This is a genomic window from Pseudonocardia xinjiangensis (genome assembly GCF_012911925.1).
GTDB lineage: Bacteria > Actinomycetota > Actinomycetes > Mycobacteriales > Pseudonocardiaceae > Pseudonocardia > Pseudonocardia xinjiangensis.
On sequence record NZ_JAAXKY010000029.1, the window covers coordinates 41,108 to 58,082 of the forward strand.

Annotated in this window: 17 protein-coding genes; 16 read left to right on the forward strand and 1 reads right to left on the reverse strand. The window is 71.6% G+C overall.

Annotated features, from left to right (window positions below; genetic code table 11):
- Nucleotides 1-23: 23 nt before the first annotated feature.
- Nucleotides 24-1,049 (forward strand): sigma-70 family RNA polymerase sigma factor, encoded by a 1,026-nt coding sequence (locus HF577_RS11725; protein WP_312859088.1) that lies wholly within the window; start codon nt 24-26, stop codon nt 1,047-1,049.
- A 19-nt stretch (nt 1,050-1,068) separates the two neighbouring features.
- Here HF577_RS11725 and HF577_RS11730 read toward each other — a convergent pair whose 3' ends face one another.
- Nucleotides 1,069-1,890 carry a MerR family transcriptional regulator gene (locus HF577_RS11730; protein ID WP_169395822.1) on the reverse strand — a complete coding sequence of 274 codons (822 nt, stop codon included), beginning with the start codon at nt 1,888-1,890 and terminating at the stop codon, nt 1,069-1,071.
- Between the two features lie 88 nt (nt 1,891-1,978).
- Between HF577_RS11730 and HF577_RS11735 the strand changes: the two genes are divergently transcribed.
- The 15 genes from HF577_RS11735 to HF577_RS11805 all read left to right on the forward strand — a co-directional run.
- Nucleotides 1,979-2,587: a DinB family protein gene (locus tag HF577_RS11735; RefSeq protein WP_169395823.1), complete on the forward strand. Its 609-nt coding sequence runs from the start codon at nt 1,979-1,981 to the stop codon at nt 2,585-2,587.
- Nucleotides 2,588-2,683: 96 nt separating this feature from the next.
- Nucleotides 2,684-3,892, forward strand: coding sequence for a sensor histidine kinase (locus HF577_RS11740; protein ID WP_211174123.1), 1,209 nt, complete (start codon nt 2,684-2,686; stop codon nt 3,890-3,892).
- Nucleotides 3,889-4,494: a response regulator transcription factor gene (locus tag HF577_RS11745; RefSeq protein ID WP_169395825.1), complete on the forward strand. Its 606-nt coding sequence runs from the start codon at nt 3,889-3,891 to the stop codon at nt 4,492-4,494. Before HF577_RS11740 ends, HF577_RS11745 begins: the two co-directional genes overlap by 4 nt.
- Before the next feature lie 102 nt (nt 4,495-4,596).
- The gene (locus HF577_RS11750) at nt 4,597-5,199 is read left to right on the forward strand and encodes a hypothetical protein (RefSeq protein ID WP_169395826.1); all 603 of its coding nucleotides are present in this window, start codon (nt 4,597-4,599) and stop codon (nt 5,197-5,199) included.
- Between the two features lie 130 nt (nt 5,200-5,329).
- Nucleotides 5,330-6,058 (forward strand): SDR family NAD(P)-dependent oxidoreductase, encoded by a 729-nt coding sequence (locus HF577_RS11755; RefSeq protein ID WP_169395827.1) that lies wholly within the window; start codon nt 5,330-5,332, stop codon nt 6,056-6,058.
- A 43-nt stretch (nt 6,059-6,101) separates the two neighbouring features.
- Complete coding sequence (locus HF577_RS11760; RefSeq protein ID WP_312859086.1) at nt 6,102-6,422, forward strand: putative quinol monooxygenase; 321 nt, start codon at nt 6,102-6,104, stop codon at nt 6,420-6,422.
- A 24-nt stretch (nt 6,423-6,446) separates the two neighbouring features.
- Complete coding sequence (locus tag HF577_RS39690) at nt 6,447-7,973, forward strand: GMC family oxidoreductase (RefSeq protein WP_169395828.1); 1,527 nt, start codon at nt 6,447-6,449, stop codon at nt 7,971-7,973.
- A gap of 68 nt (nt 7,974-8,041) precedes the next feature.
- The gene (locus HF577_RS11770) at nt 8,042-8,953 is read left to right on the forward strand and encodes a LysR family transcriptional regulator (protein WP_246266243.1); all 912 of its coding nucleotides are present in this window, start codon (nt 8,042-8,044) and stop codon (nt 8,951-8,953) included.
- A 218-nt stretch (nt 8,954-9,171) separates the two neighbouring features.
- On the forward strand, nt 9,172-9,744 hold the full coding sequence (locus HF577_RS11775; protein WP_169395830.1) for a (2Fe-2S)-binding protein: 573 nt from the start codon (nt 9,172-9,174) through the stop codon (nt 9,742-9,744).
- A 4-nt stretch (nt 9,745-9,748) separates the two neighbouring features.
- A complete protein-coding gene (locus tag HF577_RS11780) occupies nt 9,749-10,744 on the forward strand; it encodes an FAD binding domain-containing protein (protein ID WP_169395831.1) in 996 nt (331 codons plus the stop codon).
- Nucleotides 10,741-12,954, forward strand: coding sequence for a xanthine dehydrogenase family protein molybdopterin-binding subunit (locus tag HF577_RS11785; RefSeq protein WP_169395832.1), 2,214 nt, complete (start codon nt 10,741-10,743; stop codon nt 12,952-12,954). Before HF577_RS11780 ends, HF577_RS11785 begins: the two co-directional genes overlap by 4 nt.
- 106 nt (nt 12,955-13,060) lie before the next feature.
- Nucleotides 13,061-14,416: an MBL fold metallo-hydrolase gene (locus HF577_RS11790; RefSeq protein WP_169395833.1), complete on the forward strand. Its 1,356-nt coding sequence runs from the start codon at nt 13,061-13,063 to the stop codon at nt 14,414-14,416.
- 98 nt (nt 14,417-14,514) lie between these two features.
- The gene (locus HF577_RS11795; RefSeq protein WP_312859087.1) at nt 14,515-14,817 is read left to right on the forward strand and encodes a GlsB/YeaQ/YmgE family stress response membrane protein; all 303 of its coding nucleotides are present in this window, start codon (nt 14,515-14,517) and stop codon (nt 14,815-14,817) included.
- 275 nt (nt 14,818-15,092) lie between these two features.
- Nucleotides 15,093-15,740, forward strand: a complete 648-nt coding sequence (locus HF577_RS11800; protein ID WP_169395834.1) for a DUF998 domain-containing protein — start codon at nt 15,093-15,095, stop codon at nt 15,738-15,740.
- A gap of 52 nt (nt 15,741-15,792) precedes the next feature.
- The coding region (locus tag HF577_RS11805) for an AAA family ATPase (RefSeq protein ID WP_169395835.1) at nt 15,793-16,975 on the forward strand (1,183 nt) is incomplete at its 3' end.

The following is a 16,975-nucleotide window of genomic DNA, read 5'->3' on the forward strand; positions in this document are numbered from 1 at the left end:
CAGAATCATCGTTCGTGGGCGAAATCTCTCAGAAGACCGCAGTTCCGGCGGCCGACGACCTGTCCCGGGCCCGCGACGGTGACGACGCCGCCTTCTCCCGCCTCATCGAGCCACTGCGCCGGGAGCTGCACGCCCACTGCTACGGCATGCTCGGCTCCACCCACGACGCCGACGACGCACTGCAGGACGCGCTGCTGCGGGCGTGGCGGGGGCTCGCGGCCTTCGAGGGGCGCAGCTCGCTGCGCTCGTGGTTGTACTCGGTGGTCACCCACGCCTGCCTCGACAGCGTCCGGCGCCGGGGCAGGCGCGCGCTGCCCGTCGACCTCGGGCCGTCCAGCGAACGCGCCGTGGTCGACGCCGCCCCGCGGGGAGACGTCGCGTGGCTGGGCCCCTATCCCGACGCGACCCTCGCGGAAGGCCCGCTCAGCCCGGACGCACGCTACGAACTGCGCGAGGCCGTCGAGCTCGCCTTCGTCGCCGCGCTGCAGCACCTGCCGGGCAACCAGCGGGCGGCGCTGCTGCTCTTCGAGGTGCTCGGCTTCTCCACCGCCGAGATCGCCACGATGATGAACACCTCGCGCGCGGCGGTGAACAGCGCGCTGCAGCGGGCCCGCGTGATCGTCGCCGAGAAGGTGCCCTCCCCCTCCCAGCAGCAGACGCTGCGGAAGATCGACGACGCCCGCCGGCGCGAGATCGTCACCGGTTTCTCCTCCGCCATCGAACGCGGCGACGCCGACGCACTGGTCGCGCTGCTCACCGCGGACGTCACCTGGGAGATGCCGCCGCTGCCGCACTGGTACCGCGGACTGGAAGCCGTCACCGACTTCGCCGTGCGGGTCCCGCTGACCTGCGGATCGTGGCGACACCTCCCCACCAGCGCCAACGGCCAGCCCGCGGTGGGCTGCTACCTCTGGGACGACGACGCCGGTGCCCACGTCGGCTGGTCGATCGACGTGCTGACCCTGCGCGGCGACCGGATCGCCGAGGTCACCTCGTTCATCGGCCCCGACCACTTCGCGCTCCTCGGGCTGCCCGCCTCCCTGCCGTGATCCCGGCCCCGGGTCCAGGTCAGCCGGCGATGGGCACCTGGAGCTCGGTCACCCACTCGGCGCGGTCCTCGGGCCGGGCCAGTGAGAGCTCGCGGGCGTGCTCCGCGGTGAAGCCGTAGCCGTTGGCGCCGAGCCAGCGGGCCAGCGCCTGCACGGTGGGCAGGAACTCGTCCATCGACCCGCAGTGCACGACGGTGGCGGCCCGGTCGACGCAGGCGAGATCGACGACCCGCGCGCCCTCGACGTGGTCGACGTCCGGGGCGACCGGCAGGCCGGCCCGCACCACCACGCCGCCGGTGCCCGGGACGTCCTCGTACCGGGTGACGCCGGGGCCGGTCGCCGGTACCCCGGCGGCGTCCAGGCAGCCGCGCAGCTCCTCGTGCAGGATGCGGACGACCGGCCCGATCTCCCGCGGGTCGAAGCTCCCCGAGGTGCCGGACAGCTCGGCCACCCGGAGGGCCGGAAGGTTCTTCACGACGATGCCGTCGGTGGGCATGACGTTCTCGCTCTCGATCGTCCGGAGCCTCGCCTCGACCCTGGCCATGCGCCCCGCCGCGTCGGCCATGACCGTCTCCAGCTCGGCCCGCCGCAGCCGCAGCATCCCCCGCAGCTCCTCCGCGCTCACGCGGTCGTGGAGGATCGACCGGACCTGGTGGAGGCTGAAGCCGAGGTCCTTCAGCGCGACGATGCGGTTGAGCTGCATGAGCTGCTCGGCCCGGTAGTGCCGGTAGCCGGTGGCCGGGTCGACGTGCGCGGGGCGCAGCAGCCCGATGGCGTCGTAGTGACGCAGCATGCGGACCGACACGCGGCCGTGCCCGGCGAAGTCTCCGATGGTGAACATGACGGCTCCGAGTACAGGGCCTCACACGGTGAGAGGGTCAAGCGTAGTGATCCGGGATTCGTCGGAGCCCGGTGGCAAGCTGCGCGGCATGACCGGATCTGACCCGAAAGCGGACCTCCACCGCTATCTCCAGGTTGCTCGCGCCGCGATGCTGTGGAAGCTCGACGGGTTGTCGGAGTACGACAGCCGCCGCCCGCTGACGCCCACGGGCACCAACCTGCTGGGGCTGGTGAAGCACCTGGCCAGCGTCGAGCTCGGCTACTTCGGTGAGACGTTCGGCCGGCCGTCGGACGAACCCCTGCCCTGGTTCGAGGACGACGCCGAACCCGACGCCGACCTGTGGGCCACCGCCGCCGAGTCGCGCGAGCAGATCATCGACCTCTACCACCGGGCGTGGGCGCACTCGGACGCCACGGTCGAGGCGCTCGCACTCGACGCGCCCGGCCGCGTGCCGCACTGGCCCGCACCCCGCAACGAGGTCACGCTGCACCAGATCCTGGTGCACATGATCGCCGAGACCCACCGGCACGCCGGCCACGCCGACATCGTCCGGGAGCTCATCGACGGGGCGGCGGGGCTGCGGAAGGACAACGACAACATGGCTCCGGGCGACCAGGAGCGGTGGCGCAACCACCGGGATCGGCTGGAACGCGTCGCGCAGGAGGCCGGCCGCAGCGCCGCCGTGCTGCCCTCGTAGCCCGGCCGCGGGCACCGCCCGGCGCCCACTGTTCATACCCCTGCCGGGTACGCAATGATCCTCCGGACGACGAGCACGCCGACGGGAGGTGGTCACGTGCGTTCCGGCGAAGCCGGCCGTCACGACGTGCCCCACCGCGCTGTTCCCCCGATCGGCTGGGCGGAGATCGAGTTCGAGGAGGGTTACCGGCGCGCTCGCCTGGTCACCCTCGCCGCTCTGGGCATCATGTTCGTGTCGAGCGTCGCCATGCCGGTGATCGGGATCGGGGTGGAGCAGCGGCTCACGCGGCAGTTGCTCGGCGCGGTCGGTATCGCCGCTTTCAGCGCCGGTCTCGGCTGGGCGCTGGTCGACGAGTTCCGGCCCGGGCTCTCCTACCGGCGCCGTCACCTGTCGTCGTCGGCTCTGCTCGGCGCGGCGATCGTGTCCGTTCCCCTCGTCGGTCCGCTGGGCGCGGAGTCCGGCCGGTGGGAGAGCTGGGCCTGGCTGGGTGCCGCACTCATCGGGGCCGTGCCCCTGCTGGTGCGCGGTGTACCCGCTGCGAGCGCCGCGGTCGTGCTCACCGTTGCCGTGTCGGCGGCCGTGGGGTGGGCCAACGATGGCGCGGTCGTCGAGTACGTCCTGATCACCGCAGGCATCGGCGCCAGCCTGGCCCTGATCAACGGTCTGCAGATCGGGCTGTGGCGGCTGGTCGTCCAGGCCCGCGACGGGCAGGACGCGCTGGCCCGGCTCGCGGTGAGCGAGGAGCGTCTCCGGTTCGCCCGGGACGTGCACGACCTCCTCGGCCACGACCTGTCGGTGATCGCGCTCAAGGCGGAGCTGGCCAAACGGCTGGCGCCGATCGATGCCGAACGCTCCGGCGAGCAGGCCGCGGAGATCCAGCGCCTGGCCACCTCGGCGCTGGCCCAGGTCAGGCAGACGGTGCACGGCTACCGGGCCGTCGATCTGCGCGACCAGATCGCCGCCGTCGAGCAGGTGCTCCGGTCGGCCGGGGTGCAATGCGTCGTGCGCCTTCCCGACCGCGACCTGCCCGCCGAGGCGTCGCATCTGGTGCCGGTACTCCGCGAGGCGGTCACCAACGTGCTGCGCCACAGCCGTGCCGCGCGCTGCACGATCGACGTCGACACCCCACCCGAGCAGGTCCGGATGGTCGTGACGAACGACGGCGTGGTCCGCGCTGCGCCCGACCGGTACAGCGGGGGCCTGCGTGGCCTCTCCGATCGCCTGGCCGAGGTCGACGGCACGGTGAGTGTGGATGCGCAGGCCGGCACGTTCACCCTGACGGCGAGGGTTCCGGTGCCCGCATGATCCGCGTCCTGCTCGCCGACGACGAAGACCTCATCCGCGGTGCGGTGGCGGCGCTCCTGGCGCTCGAGCCCGACATCGAGGTGGTGGCCCAGGCCGGCGACGGGCGCGCTGCCGTCGGGCAGGTCCTGGCGCACCGGCCGGACGTCGCGGTCGTCGACCTCCAGATGCCCGGGCTGTCCGGCCTGGAGGCCACCGTCGAGATCGCGGCGGCGGCGCCGTCGTGCGCTGTCGTCATCCTGACCGGTCACGGTCGCCCGCCGCTGCTGCGTCGCGCGTTGCGGAGCGGAGCGCGCGGGTTCGTGCCGAAGGGGTCACCGGCAGCACTGCTGGCCGAGGTGATCCGCCGCGTGCACGAGGGCGGGCGCTACGTCGATCCGGCCCTTGCCGCCGAGGCGCTGCTGGCTCCGGAATGTCCCCTCACACCTCGCGAGCTCGACGTCCTGCGGCTGGCGGGCGACGACATCCCGGTCGCGGTCATCGCCCGGCAGGCGCACCTGTCACCGGGAACGGTGCGCAACTACCTCGCCGCGGCCGTCGCGAAGCTCGAAGCAGCCAGCAGGGCCGAGGCGATCTCCACGGCGCGCGAACACGGCTGGCTCTGACCACGGCGCGGTTCGCGCACACGTGGACCATGCGAACCGCATGGCCAGGCGATGACACCACGCATCTGTGACGTGCGCCGGGCCGCAACGAGCCTGATGTCCATGAACACCACTCCTCCCCCTACCTCCACTCCCAGCCGCCCCCGAGCCCGGACCACACGTGCCCTGGCCGCCGCGGCGAAGCGCTGGCCGACCCTCGTCGGGGTCGCAGCCGGCGCCGACACACTCCTCGCTGAGGTCACGGACGACGCCACCCACCGCCTCGCCGAGGCGTTGCTGATCCTGCCGATGCTCTACGTGATCGTGGCGGCCCTGCACTTCCGGCGCGCGACCTGGCCGGTTTTCTTCGTGTGCATCGCGCTGTTCATCGCGCTGCGGCTGCAGGACTGGCTCGCGCCCTCCGTGGTCCTCCTTGCCATCGCTCTCGCCGCGTCGATCTGGGGCACCAGCCACGGGCACCATCGGGAGCGGGACTTCCGGCTGCAGCTCGTCGGGATGGCCGGGTTCGGAGCGCTCGCGGTGGCCGGACTGGTGGTCGATCCCGACCTCGGGCGGTACCTCGTGGCCGCCGGGTGGCTCGGCCACGCCGTGTGGGACTGGGTGCACCTGGCCAAGGACCGGGTGGTCTCGCGGTCCTACGCCGAGTGGTGCGGCGCTGTGGACGTGATGATCGCCGTCGGCCTGGTGGCGGGCCCGCTCCTCTGACGGCCGGTCCGGCCAGAAGTAGCTCTTATGCCCGTCCCTCGGTTATCCCACTGGTCAGAAGCAATAGCGCGCTGCGGGAGCCGGTTCAGTCAGGAGCAAGCTCGACAGGATCAGCTCTGGAGGCTCCACGATGGAACTGCACGGTCAGACCGCACTCGTCACCGGCGGCACCGCCGGAATCGGTCTCGAATCCGCCCGGCTACTCGCCCGGGAAGGGGCCGACGTCATTATCACCGGGCGCGACGTGGAACGCGGCAAGAAAGCGGTCGAGGACATTCACGAGGCAGGCTCGGTGAGGTTCGTCGCCACCGATCTGGCCGACCTCGACTCCGTCGCCGAGCTCGTCCGCGAGGCCGGCCCGGTGGACATCATCGTCAACGGCGCCGGCTCGTTCCCCGTCGCGCCCACGGTCGAGCAGGAGGTCGCCTCGTTCGAGCGGATCTTCGACACCAACGTCCGTGGCGCCTATTTCCTCGTCGCCCAACTGGTGCCGCACATGCTCGAGCAGGGCCGGGGCAGCATCATCAACATCACCTCCATCGCCGCGTCGAAGGGCATCCCCGGCGCTTCTGCCTACAGCGCGTCGAAGGCGGCGCTCACCTCGCTCACGCGCACCTGGGCCGCCGAGTTCGGCCCCCGTGGCGTGCGGGTGAACGCGGTCAGCCCCGGCCCTACCCGCACCGCCGGGGTGCTGCTGGAGTGGGGCGAGAGCATCGAGGACATCGCCAGGACGCTTCCCCTGGGCCGTACGGCGCGGGCCCACGAGATCGCGGAGGCCGTCCTTTTCCTGGCCTCGCCCCGTACCAGCTACATGACGGGATCGACGATTCACGTCGACGCCGGGAGCACTGCGGTCTGAGGCACCCCAGCACATTTTTTCCCTTCCCGTTAAGGAGAAGTACGTGTCCACATCAGAGGTCGTCGTCATCGCTTCCATGTCGCCGGCAGAAGGCCGGTGGGACGACGTCCGGGCGGCGCTCGGCAAGGCGATCGAACAGACTCATGCGCAGGAACCACGGGTGCTCAGATACGCGATGCACCAGGGTCCCGACCGCTTGGTCATGATCGAGAAGTACGCCGACGAGGCGGCCCTCGAAGCGCACACGAAGAGCCCGGCGCTGCTGGAGCTGATGGGCGTGCTGGACGGCGCGCTGAGCGCCCCGATGGACGTCCAGGTGCTGACCCCGGTGCCGGCAGGCGACCCGGCAAAAGGGGAGATCTGAGCAGTGCGAACGGCTGGACAGCTCGTGGCTTCTGAGACATCCGGATACGACTACATCGTCGTCGGGGCCGGTTCGGCCGGATGTGTGCTGGCCGCCCGCCTCTCGGAGGACGCGGGCACGCGCGTACTACTGCTCGAGGCCGGCAGCCGGGAGCCGCTGCCCGCGGTGGCCACCCCCCGGGCCTGGCCCACCCTCACGGGCTCCTCGATGGACTGGGGCGACCACACCGTCGTCCTCGACGGCATCGGCCGGACGGAGGCGTGGCCACGGGGACGCGGCCTGGGTGGCTCCTCGGCGATCAACGCGTTGGCGTTCGTCCGGGGCCATCGGGCGAGCCACGACGCGTGGGTCACGGCAGGGGCGCAGGGCTGGGGCTACGACGACCTGCTGCCCTACTTCAGGCGCACCGAGAACGTGAAGGGCGGCGACCCCGCCGTCCGCGGCCGGAACGGGCCGGTGTCCGTCTGGACGTCCACGTCACCGCACCCGCTGTCCCAGGCAGCCATGGACGCGGCCCGGCAGGTGGGGCACCCGATCGCGGCCGACGCGAACAGCGGCCTGGAGGAGGGCTTCGGCTGGACGGAGCTCACCGTCGTCGACGGCAAGCGGCAGAGTGCCGCCGACGCCTACCTCCTCCCCGTGCTCGACCGGCCCAACCTCGACCTGGTCACCGACGCGCTGGTGCACCGGCTCGTCGTCGACGGCGGCCGGTGCACCGGCGTGCAGTACAGCGTCGGCACCCGGATGGTCACCGCGGAGTGCGGCACGGAGGTCGTCGTCGCCGCAGGCACCGTCGGCACGCCGCAGCTGCTGATGCTCTCCGGCATCGGCCCCCAGGACCATCTGCGAGAGCTCGGGATCGACGTGGTGGCCGACCTCCCCGGCGTGGGCGCCAACCTCCACGACCACCCCATGACCACCGTCATCTACCACTCGATGCAGCCCCTGCCGCCCTTCCTGGCCAACGGCGGCGCAGAGGTGAAGGGCACGGTGCGCAGCGGTCCCGGAGCACCGTGGCCCGACCTGCAGCTGTTCTGCGCCGTCGTGCCGATGCGTACGGCCACGCTCCCGGGCCCGGAGCCGGGCGCCGGCTACACGATCGCGGTCTCGCTCATGGCACCGTTCAGCCGTGGTTCGGTGCGGCTGGCCACCGCGCAGGCGGGGGCCGCATCCGTGATCGACCCGCGGTACTACACCGACAGCCGCGACCTCGATGCCATGGCGGCCGGCCTGCGCGCCGCCCGTGAGCTCGGCACCGCACAGGCCTTCGACGCCTGGCGGGGCGAGGAGGCCCAGCCGGGGATCGACGTGCAGGACGACGACGCGCTGCGCGGCTACCTGCGGCGGAGCCTCCGCAGCTACCACCACTACGCAGGAACCTGCCGCATCGGCGTCGACGACGGCGCCGTCGTCGACACGGACCTGCGCGTGCGCGGCGTCGAGGGTCTGCGGGTGGTGGACGCCTCGGTGATGCCCTCGCCCATCTCGGCCAACACCAACGCGACGGTCTACGCGATCGCCGAACGCGCGGTGGACCTGCTCCGGTCGTAGCGTCCCGGGGGGTCGGGCCGGGGGTGAGGAGCAGCGCGGTCCCGGTTGCGCTCGTCACAATGGGCAGCATGGAGATCCGTGAGCTGCGCGCCTTCGTGGTGGTGGTCGAAGAAGGTGGTCTGTCGGCCGCGGCGCGCAAGCTGCACGTCAGCCAGTCCGCGCTGTCGCAGACCATCAACTCGCTGGAGCGCCGCCTCGGCGCGCGGCTGTTGGTGCGCAGCCACGCCGGTTCCCGGACCACCGAGGCCGGCGCGACCCTGCTGCGGGAGGCCCGGGGTCTGATCGAGCATCACGACCGGGTCACCGCCGCCATGGCTGCCGTCACGACGGCTGCCGAGTCGCAGGTGACGGCAGGCCGGATCCGCGTCGGCGCGCCGCTGGAGCTTCCCCTGGACCTGCTGCCGCGAGCTCTCGGGGAGCTCGCCAAGGCTTATCCCGACACGAGAGTCACGGTCGTGCATGCGTCCGGCACGACCCAGCTCGCGGCACTGCGGGCCGGTGAGCTCGACGTGGGCCTGGTGCGCGACCGCCCCACCGATCCGCAGCTCGACGTCGTGCTGGCCGTCCGCGAAGCGATGGGCGTCATCCTCAGCGCCTCCCGAGCGGAAGAGATCCGCGGAGACGCCGGCGTCCACCTGCACCGGCTCGCGGGTCTGCACTGGATGGGCTTCGCCCGGTCGGACAGCCCGGCTTGGCATGACCAGGTCACCGCCACGTTGCGCGCTCAGGGCATCGTCGTGGACGACCAGCCGACGGACGACCGGCCGGTCACACCCGAGGTCAAGCTCGCCGGCATCGGTACGGGCAGGGCATTCGGGCTCGCCTCACCCGGTTGGGGACAGCCCCTCCCGGCGGGGCTGGAGTGGTACCCGCTGGTGGACAACCCGGTCGTGCGGCAGACCTGGGCCGTCTGGCCGGCCGCCACTCGGCACCGGGACGTCGCCGCCCTGATCTCCGCTCTGGATATCACCGCGCCGTAGCCGAGCACTCGCACGCTCTGCCGGCGCGATCATCGGTGAGCCACGCCCTGAAACAAAGGATCACAGATCAGGGCACTCCCGCAACTGCCGATGGTGAGCCATAAGCAGAACCCGGGAGCACCCGGGAAGGCATTTACGGGCGACGGGTTCAGAGTGGGTGGAGGCCGTCCTCGGCCGGGTCGTGATGTTCGGAAAGCCATGGTGGAAGGAATGAGCGAATGGGCGAGGCGAACCCTGGTGGCGCCGTCGATCATGCTGCTGCGCGAGACATCCGGCCCGCGCCGGTGAAACTCGAGGTCAACGGCACATCCCATACATTTGCGGTCGAACCGCGCACCACGCTGCTCGAAGCGTTGCGTGAAGGGCTGGGGCTGACCGGAACGAAGAAGGGATGCGATCGGGGCGAGTGCGGCGCATGCACCGTCCACGTCGACGGACGCCGCGTCCTGTCCTGCATGACCCTGGCCGCGATGCAGGAGGGCAAGCAGATCACCACCATCGAAGGGCTGGAGCAGGACGGCGAGCTCCACCCGGTGCAGGAGGCCTTCATCGAGCACGACGGCTTCCAGTGCGGCTTCTGCACCTCCGGGCAGGTCATGTCCGGCGTCGCCGTGATCGACGAGGCGAAGGCGGGCTGGCCGAGCGCCGCCACGGCCGACGTGCGGAAGCCGTTCACCGTGGCGGGTCTGTCGAACACAGAGATTCGTGAGCGCATGAGCGGGAATCTCTGCCGCTGCGCCTGCTACCCCAATATCGTCGCCGCTGTCGCCGAAGCAGCCGAGAAAGGCTGAAACCGTGCATCCTTTCTCGATTTCGGTCGCCGACGACCCAGGGCGCGCCGTCGCAGCGCACGCCCAGGACGATCACCTCTCCTATATCGCCGGCGGTACCGACCTGCTGGGTCTCATGAAGGACGGCGCGGCGTTTCCCGCGCACCTGTTGGACATCAACGACCTGCCCGGTCTGGCAGGAGTCGACGCCACACCGGACGGCGGCCTGCGCATCGGCGCACTGGCCAGAATGAGCGATGTCGCGGCGAACGCCGAGGTACGCGAGCGCTTCCCCGTCATCGCCGAAGGACTGCTGTTCGCGGCGTCGGGCCAGCTGCGCAACATGGCCTCGATGGGCGGCAACATCATGCAGCGAACGCGCTGCTCCTATTTCCGCGACGGGGACGACCCGGCCTGCAACAAGCGGCGACCGGGCTCCGGCTGCTCAGCGCTCGACGGCCTCAACCGCAACCACGCCATCTTCGGATGGTCCGACGCCTGCGTGGCCACCCATCCGTCGGACGTGGCAGTGGCGTTGGCGGCCCTCGAAGCAGATGTCGTCGTGCTCGGGCGCGCCGGGGAAAGATCGATCCCGATCGCGGATTTCCATCGCCTGCCGGGCGGCACACCGGAGCGTGACACCGTGCTCGGCCGCGGTGAGCTGATCGTCGCAGTCGAGGTGCGCGCCCAGGCCGAGGGGCGCGCTTCGCACTACCTCAAGGTGCGCGACCGGCAGTCATACGAGTTCGCGCTGGTCTCCGTGGCGGCGGCGGTCGAGACCGAGGGGCGCCGACTTCGCTCGGTGCGGCTCGCCATGGGCGGCGTTGCCCACAAGCCCTGGCGCCTCACCGCGGCCGAGACGGCGCTGCGCGGGGCCGATCTGGACGACATCGGGGCACTCGAGGCAGCGATCGCCACCTCCTTCACCGACGCTCGCCCACTCGCCCACAACGCCTTCAAGGCCGACCTTTCCCGACGCGCGGTTCTGCGCGCGTTGCAGACCGCGGGAGCACGCGCATGAACGCCGTCGGACAACCGATGCCACGCACCGATGGACGGCTCAAGGTCACCGGCGCAGCCCGCTACAGCGCGGATGTTCCGCTCGACGGCATGGCACACGCCGCCATCGTCCACAGCACCATCGCGAACGGCCGGACGGTGTCGATCGACACCACCTCCGCAGAGGAGGCGCCCGGCGTGGTGGCCGTGTTCACCCACCACAACATGCCGCGGATGAACCCGACGCCCGAGCCGTGGAGCCACCTTCATCCCCACGGGCAGTCCTACCTGCCACTCCTGGCCGACGCCGTCCACTACGCCGGTCAGCCGATCGCGCTGGTGATCGCCGAGACGCTCGACCAGGCGACGTATGCCGGCACCCTGATCAAGGTCGAGTACGAGGCCGATCAGCCCGTGGTGTTCAACCGGGAGACGGCGAAGGAGGCCGTCGACCCGCCGCCGTTCCTGTGGCCGGTCGCGTCCTCGGTGGGCGATGCCGACGAGGGAATCGCCACTGCCGCCGTCACCATCGACCAGACCTACACCACCTCGGATCGCCATCACAACCAGATGGAGCCGCACGTGTCGACCGCGGTGTGGGACGCCGACGAGACGCTGACGCTGTACGAGACGACCCAGCACATCTTCGGTGCGCGGGAACTGGTGTCGATCGTGCTCGGCATACCGCCGGAGAAGATCACCATCGTGTCCCACTTCCTCGGAGGTGGCTTCGGCGGCAAGGCCTACGTCTGGCCGCACACCCTGCTGGCGGCGCTCGCCGCGAAGGTCGTGAACCGCCCGGTGAGGCTGCAGCTCACCCGCGCCCAGATGTACTCGATGGTGGGCCACCAGGCGGCGACCATTCAGCAGGTGGTGCTGGGCGCAGGCGAGGACGGCACGCTGGCCGGCATCCGTCACGACAGCATCTCGCCGACGCCGGTGTTCGACGACTACATCGAATATGCGGCGTTGGCCGCGCGGTCGCTGTGGGCGGCCGGCACGGGCATCGCGACGAACCACAAGGTCGTCCACGTGAACCGCAACACGCCGACCGCGATGCGGTCCCCCCACGAGGCACTCGGCCATTTCGCGCTCGAAAGCGCCATGGACGAGCTCGCCTACGCGACCGGCGTCGATCCGGTCGCGCTGCGGCTGCTCAACGACACCGAGATCGACCCGTACAGCGGCCGCCCGTTCTCGACCCGTGCGATGCGCGAGTGCCTGACGAAGGGGGCCGAGCGCTTCGGCTGGGACGAGCGGACGCCCGAGCCACGCTCGATGCGCGATGGTCGCTACCTCATCGGCCAGGGCATGGCGAGCGCGATCTACACGCACTGGCGCTGGCCTGCGAAGGCGCGGGTGACGGTGCACCAGGACGGTTCGGCGCTCGTCGAGACCGGCACCCACGAGCTCGGCACGGGCACGTACACCGTGATGCAACAGGTGGCTGCCGACGCGCTCGGGGTGGCGCCGGAGAAGGTGACCGTGCGGCTCGGAGACACGAGGTTGCCGGCGTCCCACCCGTCCATCGGGTCGGCCACGATGGCGAACGCGGGAGCGTCCGTCATGTTGGCCGCGAAGGCCGCACGGGACAGGGCGATCGAGCTGGCTCTCGCCGGCCGGGACGCGCCGTTCGCCGGTGCGGAGCCCGACGACGTGCTCGTCGCCGACGGCAGGCTGGTATTGGCGAGGAAGAGCCTGGAGATCACCTATGCGGAGCTGCTGGCACGCAACGGACTCTCCACGGTGGTGGGGGACGGGGACTACGACCCGGTGGAGGAGGCACTCGGCCCGAAGGCGGTGTTCAGCTTCTCCGCGGTCTTCGCCGAGGTACGGGTCGACCCGGACCTGGGACTGGTCCGCCTGAACCGGTTCGTCGGAGCCTATGACGCCGGGCGGATCATCAACCCCAGGACCGCGCGCAGCCAGGCGATCGGCGGCATCATCTGGGGCGTCGGCCAAGCCCTGCTCGAACAGTCGGAGACCGATCCGGAGACTGCCCGGTTCGCGAATCGCAACTACTCCGGGTACCTGGTGCCGACCAACGCGGACATCCCGGAGCTCGACGTTCTGTTCGCCGGTGGTTTCGACGAGGAAGCGAGCCCACTCGGCGCCAAGGGTCTCGGAGAGCTGACCGCGGTATCGGTCGCGCCGGCGATCGCCAACGCCGTCCATCACGCCACCGGGAAGCGGGTGCGCGACCTGCCGATCACCGTGGAGAAGATCTTGTAGCGCGCCAGCACCCCGGGGGTCGCCGGTTCACGTGACCACTGTCTCGTCCAGGGAGTGGTAGAACGGAGTTAATGTACGGTCATTACCGAGGGTGAGGGGTTCGGTCATGGCCGTCGCAGTCAGCATCGTCGAGACCAGCGAATTGGGCGATCGGAGCTACATCGCCCATGACGGACAGTCAGCGATCGTGGTGGATCCCCAGCGCGACCTGGACCGCGTCGAGTCGGTGCTCACCGCTCTCGGCCTGCGGTGCGCGGTCGTTCTGGAGACTCATATCCACAACGACTACGTGACCGGCGGGCTGGAGCTGAGCCGGCGCACCGGCGCCCGCTACGTGGTGGCCGCGGCGGACGCCGTGGAGTTCGAGCGCCATCCGGCACGGGACGGGGAGGAGCTCCGGATCGGCCGGATGATCATCCGCGTGGTCACGACTCCCGGGCACACCGATACCCATCTCTCGTACCGGATCGAGGACGGGAACGGGCCGGCCGCGTTGTTCACCGGCGGGTCCTTGCTCTACGGCAGCGTCGGGCGCACCGACCTCGTCGACGCCCGGCGCACCGAGGAACTGACCCGCGCGCAGTACCACTCGGCCCGGAAGCTGGTCGAGCTGAGTGCCGATGCGGACGAGGTCTACCCGACCCACGGCTTCGGCAGCTTCTGCTCCTCCGGTTCCGCCACCGGCGGCAGCGGCAGCACCGTCGCGCAGGAGCGCGCCCGCAACGACGCTCTCACCGAGGCCGACGAGGACGCGTTCGTCGAACGCCTGATGGCCGGGCTGACCGCCTACCCGAGCTACTACGCGCACATGGGTGCGCGGAACCGGCAGGGTCCGGGGCCGGCCGACCTGTCCCCCGTTGCGCCTGTGGAGCCCGCCGAGCTGCGGGCCCGGATCGAGGCCGGCGACTGGGTGGTCGACCTGCGCGCCCGCACCGCCTTCTCCACCGCGCACATCGAGGGCACGATCGGGATCGAGCTCGGCGGGCAGTTCGCCACCTACCTCGGCTGGCTCGTCCCCTGGGGGACGCCACTGACTCTCGTCGGCGAGAGCTCGGAGCAGATCGCCGACGCGCAACGTCAGCTGGTGCGCATCGGCATCGACCGCCCGGACGGGTCCGCGATCGGCAGCCCGGACGAGCTGGCCGATCCCGACCGCATCCACGGCTACCCGCGGGCGACCTTCGACCGGCTCGCCGGAGCGCGGGAGGATGCCCGCACCGTCGTTCTGGACGTACGCCGTCCCGACGAACGGGCGGCGGGTTCGATTCCGGGTTCGACACACATCCCGATGCACGATCTTCTGGACCGTCTCGGCGAGATCCCGACCGGGCAGGTGTGGGTGCACTGCGCCTCGGGGTTCCGGGCCGCCATCGCGGCGAGCCTGCTCGACCGAGCCGGCTTCGACGTCGTGCTGGTCGACGACGACTTCACCCGCGCCGTGGAGCTGGGCCTGACCGGCTGAACCGGATCCCGCTGCCGGGTCGTGTACGGGGTGGATCGACGAGCTGATCGTCACCACGGGTCGACAGCGTCGGCCCCTGGACGCACCCCGGAGGAACCGTGTCCACCAACCCCGCCGTGAACCCCGCCGTCATCTCGGCCATCCAGACCTACTTCCCCATCGTGTCCGCGATCGTCGTCGGGCTGATCGTCGGTGCGATCGGGCACCGTGTCGTGCGGCGCAGACAGGGGATTCCGGCCGGGCGGACGATCCTCAGCGCCATCGCCGGCGCCTTCGGCGGCACCGCCATCGCCGCACTGACCGGGGTGCCGACCTGGGGCCTGCTCTTCCAGGTCGGCATGGCCGTCCTCGCTGTCGTGGTCGTGACCCCGGCCTACCGCCACAGGTTCGCCCGTCGCTGATCGCGGCCGCCGCGGTCCGCCCGTAGTCGTGGGACGCAGGCAGAACCCGGTCCGGACCTGACGCGTCGACGACGGTCGCAGGCGAACAGACCTTCGATCCGTAGCTCTCGACGCATGGTGGATACCGATCGCGGCACCCCCGCGGCACGGTGAGTCACCACGCGCGCCCACGGAACCGTTCCTGGGCCGTCGGTGAGGGGGCTGCCGTGCTCAGGACACTCGAAGGCGGAGGTACCGGGCGACCGCCCGCGACCCGCACCGTCCGACGCTGGGCGGTGATCGCGCTGGTCGCCCACGTCGCCTTCGTGCTGACGTGGTTGGTCGCCCCGCTCTGGCAGCCACCGGGCTACCGCGTCCTCGCCCATTCGATCAGCGACATGTACGCCACGGGTGTCCCGGGGGCGTGGGTGCTGATCGTGGTGTTCACCCTGTGCGGCGCGGCGCTGGTCGGGTTCGCGGCGCGATCGGTGTGGCCGATGCTGCGGCCCGCCGGCCGGCCGGCGGCGATCGGCTCGCTCCTGCTCGCGCTGTCCGCCTACGGCGTCGGGGACCTCTCGTCGGCGTTCGGCCGGCTGCCCTGCAGCCAGGCAGAACCCGGCTGCACCGCGGCAGCGCAGCTCGCCGAGAGTGACGGGGTCGTCCACAGCGTGGTCAGCGCCGTCGGTCTCCTCCTCTTCGCAGTGGCGTTCCTCTTCCTCGGCTCGGCCATGAGCCGCCTGTCCGGCTGGACGCGCTACGCCTGGGCGGCGCGCGGCCTGGCGCTGCTGTTCTTCGCCCTGTGTGTCGTCACCGGCCAGGTCGGGCCCCTCGGTCTGGTCGGCCTGTTCCAGCGCGTGGGTGCCGCCACCGGCGCCGTCGGCATCGTCGCGCTCGCGCTGGCGGTGCTGCACCGCGCCCCGGCTCCGTCCCCGCACCGCCCGTGAGGCAGGCCGCGGGTGCGGTCCACCGTCCGCCCGACGAAATAGCCTGGATCCCGTGGACCTGGTCGAACGGCGACGGGAGCTCGCCGAGCTGGAGCGCCTGCTCGACCGCGCCGGTGCCGGATCGGGAGCCGTCCTCGTCGTGGCCGGCCCACCCGGGTCCGGACGGACGGCGCTGGCCGACGCCGGCGCGGCGACGGCCCGCGAGCAGGGGTTCGAGGTCCTCCGGGGGACGCCGGCCGGCGGGAGTCCCGGACGCCGGGTGTGGGCGCAGCTGGTGCGCGATGCCGGTGGGTCCGACGAGCTGGCCGGCCGCCTGCTCACCGAGCCGGAGTTCTCCGATCTCGACGCGGCGGCCGTCGCACTGTGTTCGAGGCCGCGCCGGCTGATCGTCGTCGACGACGTGGATCTGGGTGGCCCGGACGCGGTGGCGCTGCTCGCGCTGCTGGCAGGACGGGTGGTGGGGCGGCCGGTGGCCGTGCTCGCGACGTCGGGGACGCCGCTGGGCATCGGCGACGAGGTGTGGCTGGGGCCGTTGAGCCCGGCCGGGATCGGCGGGGTGACCGGCGAGGAACGCCCCGAGGTGCGCCACGCGCTGTGGGTGGCCTCGCGCGGGCTACCGGGCCCGGCCCGCGCGCTGGCGGCGACGATCGACGCCGGGGCCGGCGGTGATCCGGTCGTGGCGCTCGCCTTGGCCACGGCGTCGCGCGAGGGCTTCCTCGAGGTCGACACCGGGCTGGTCGGGCTGCTGGAGACGGCGCTGGCCCGGGTCTGCGACGACGCGACCCGCGCCCGGCTGGAAGCACGGCTGGCCCACGGGATGCTCGGCGACACCGCCGCCGCGGCCCGCCGTCGCGGCCTCGTCGAGGACGCCCTCGCACTGGCCCGCCGCAGCGGTGACCGGGCGGTACTCGCCGAGGTGCTCGACGCGCGGCTGCACGCGCTGTGGGATCCCGAAGGCGCGCCGGACCGGCTCGCCGCGGCCGGCGAGATCGTCGACCTGGCGCGCGCCTCCGCGGATCTGGGGCTCGAGCGCCGCGGCCTCTTCTGGCGTTTCGTGGCGCTGATGGAGCTGGGCCGGATCGGGGAGGCGGAGACGGCGCTGGCCGCGTTCGAGCGTGAGGCCCGCCTCGCGGGCGACGCGGCGGGCACGGTGATGGTCGGGTCCCGGTACGCGATGCTGGCCACGGTGCGCGGGGGCTTCGACGAGGCCCAGCGGCTGATCGACGAGGTCGCCG